We start from the raw sequence: 2,938 nt of genomic DNA, 5'->3' as shown, positions 1-2,938 counted from the left end.
GCTCGCACACGTCGGTCGCGCGCGTAGCTCAGCGCGTTCCACGTTTCCTCGTGGGCCCAGATCGCCGAGAAGGGCATCGCGCCGTGCAACGCAACGAATACTTCGGGGAGTGAGCCATGCAGTTCGATCAGTCGCGCACCACGTGCATGAAGCGACGCGTGAAGTTCGCTGAGTGCATCGTGCAACACGAGTTCGTGTCGCAAATCACGGTCGGCGGCGTGCTGCTGCTCCGGCTCGTGTACGTACACGGCCACCAACGGCCCTGCGGCTATCGCTCCAGCGAGCGGCGCATGATCAGCGATCCGGAGATCCCGTTTGTACCAGAGGAGTTGCACGGCGGACATGTCCTCCAGTCAACGGCGATGCGCGTACCCGGCGTTCCCTGAGCGACAGGTCCGTGCACGCCGTTCCACTTGCTGGACGCACCCCGCCGCGTGTCGCACGCTTCCCGTTTGTACCTCGTCACACTAGGGAAGCTCTGCACAGGTGCGCCTGTACGACGGTGTGGATAGTTTTTCGGTGTGCAGCGCCTCTGATGGCGGCGATGGCACGAAAAACAAGAACCCGTATACAGGTTGGCGAGCGCCAAGGCGGCCAGCGCGCGCACCGTGTTCTGGTAGAGCCCGCGATACCGCACCTTCGTGAAGCCCCACCACGTCTTGACGACGAGAAACAGATGCTCGCCGCGCTGATTCACCAAGTACTGGCCGCCCAAAGCATCGTACGCCTCGCGATCGCTTTCCTTCCAGTACGCTTTGTCGCCGTGCAACGATGCCTCCATGCCATGGACCAACGCGGGCAGCTGGGAGATGTCGGCCTGCGCCGCATCAGTCGTCGTGAGCGTGTGCACCAGTCCGTGCGGGTCCGTGCCGATGCGGCACTTCATGCCGAAGTACCACGACTTCCCTTTCCGCGTCTGGCGCATCTCGGGATCACGCGTCTTCGTGGCATGCTTCGCCGAACTCGGCGCGGCGATCAGCGTGGTATCGACGATCGTGCCCGTCGTCACCAGCAGGTCACGGTCGACCAAGAGATCACGCACCGCGTCGAACATCTGAGCAGTCAGCGCGTGCGCCTCCAACAGATGGCGGAAGCGGAAGATCGTCGATTCGTCGGGCACCGTATCCTCGCCCAGGTCCACGCGGGCGAACCGACGCATCGACTCCGAATCGTACAACAGGTCTTCGGCGGCCGGATCCGACAGATTGAACCATTGCTGCAGGAAGTACACGCGGAGTATCGTGTCGAGCGGCAGCGGCCGACGGCCACGGCCCGCTTTCGTATCGTGCGGCGCGACCAACGCGCGGAGCGTCACCCACGGAATCACGGCGTCCATCTCGCGCAGGAAGCGCTCGCGGCGCGTCACCTTCTTCTTGAGGTCGTACACCACGCTCGCCAACGTCCGCTGCTCGCTCATGTGTCGCGCGCTCCACTGCGGTGAGGTCTCAAATCGCCGCGCCAATATTGCATCGACCTCGCGAAAACGCACTATTTCTGCAGAGTTTCCCTAGCAGGGTGATGAAAAAGTCGGCGGCATTTTTCCTGACGTGCGCCGAGGATTCGTATATGTTGGCGCATCCTCTAACGGAGCGTGGCGATGCGTGGTGCCGATCAACCGCAGACCACGATGTTTAGCTATGTCTCGGTCGAAGACCGGATTCCGGCGGACCATCCGCTGCGGGCGATTCACGCGCTGGTGCAGCCGATCCTGACGGCGCTGTCCCCGCGGTTCGACGCCATCTATGCCACGCGCATGGGGCGCCCGTCTATTCCGCCCGAGCGGCTGTTGCGCGCGCTGTTGCTGCAGGTGCTCTTCACGATTCGGAGCGAGCGGCAGCTCATGGAGCAGCTCAATTACAACCTGCTGTTCCGCTGGTTTGTGGGCTTGAATCCGGATGACGCGGTGTGGGTGCCGACGGTGTTCAGCAAGAATCGCGACCGGTTGATTGAGGGGAACATCGCGGACGCGTTTATGCAGGAAGTGCTGAAAGCGGCGGACGCCCGCGCGCTCTTGTCGCACGAGCACTTCACCGTCGACGGCACGCTGCTCGAGGCGTGGGCGAGCCACAAGAGTTTCCGGCCCAAGGACGATCCGTCGCCCCCGCCGTCAGACGGCGATCCCAAGAATCCCACCGTCGACTTTCGCGGCGAAAAGCGCTCGAATACGACGCATGAATCCGTCACGGATCCCGACGCGCGACTGGCGCGGGAGAGCAATGGGACGGCGAGCATCATCGGGCATCTGGGCAGTGTGTTGATGGACAATCGCCATGGCTTGATCGTCGCGACCGATGTGCGCGCCCCGGGCTATGACGCAAAACGCGACGCGGCGCTCGAAATGTTGACGACGCTCGAACCACGCGAACGCCGCCGTATGCTGGGCGCCGCAAAAAGGGTACGACACCGCCGCCTTGGTCGAGGGGGCTCGCGCGTGCGGGGTGACGCCGCACGTCGCCCGCAACATCCACGTGAACAAATCCACGAGCGCGATTGATGGGCGCACGACGCGGCACGCCGGCTACGAGATCAGTCAACGGAAGCGCAAGCTCGTCGAGGAAGGATTTGGCTGGGGCAAGACGATTGGTTGGCTCCGCAAACTGCAACATCGGGGGCGCGAGAAGGTGGCGTGGATCTTCAGCTTTGTGAACGCGGCGTACAACCTCGTACGCCTGCGCGCGCTCATCCGCGCCGGGGTGTGCGCGTGAGCGCGCCCGCACCCGCCGCCGCGGCGGCAGACACGGCGAAACGGCCCCTCACGGGGCCTCGCCGAGCCCCGCACGGCGCGTACCGCCCGTCACGAATCACCGTTTGAACTCATTCAACGCGAAAATATCGAGCATTTCGCTCGCAGATCAGCGTTTTTCATCACCCTGCTAGGTGTCCGCTACCACTGCTTTTTCCAAGCGATGACGATTGGGAAAGGGGCTCCCGATTCTGG

Annotated in this window: 1 protein-coding gene and 2 pseudogenes; 1 reads left to right on the top strand and 2 read right to left on the bottom strand. The window is 63.4% G+C overall.

What is annotated here, in order from left to right; genetic code table 11:
- Window positions 1–344: deoxyribodipyrimidine photo-lyase (locus ACESNG_RS24640; protein WP_373071434.1), on the bottom strand; the 344-nt coding region annotated here is incomplete at its 3' end.
- Between the two features lie 224 nt (window positions 345–568).
- Window positions 569–1,417 (bottom strand): annotated as a pseudogene (locus tag ACESNG_RS24635) (IS5 family transposase); the annotation flags it as partial.
- 180 nt (window positions 1,418–1,597) lie between these two features.
- Here ACESNG_RS24635 and ACESNG_RS24630 point away from each other — a divergent pair.
- Window positions 1,598–2,705: pseudogene (locus ACESNG_RS24630) on the top strand (IS5 family transposase).
- Window positions 2,706–2,938: the final 233 nt, after the last annotated feature.

It is taken from the genome of Gemmatimonas sp. (genome assembly GCF_041689975.1).
In the GTDB taxonomy this organism is placed as follows: Bacteria; Gemmatimonadota; Gemmatimonadetes; order Gemmatimonadales; family Gemmatimonadaceae; genus Gemmatimonas.
This window is presented reverse-complemented; position numbering and strand designations above follow the sequence as displayed.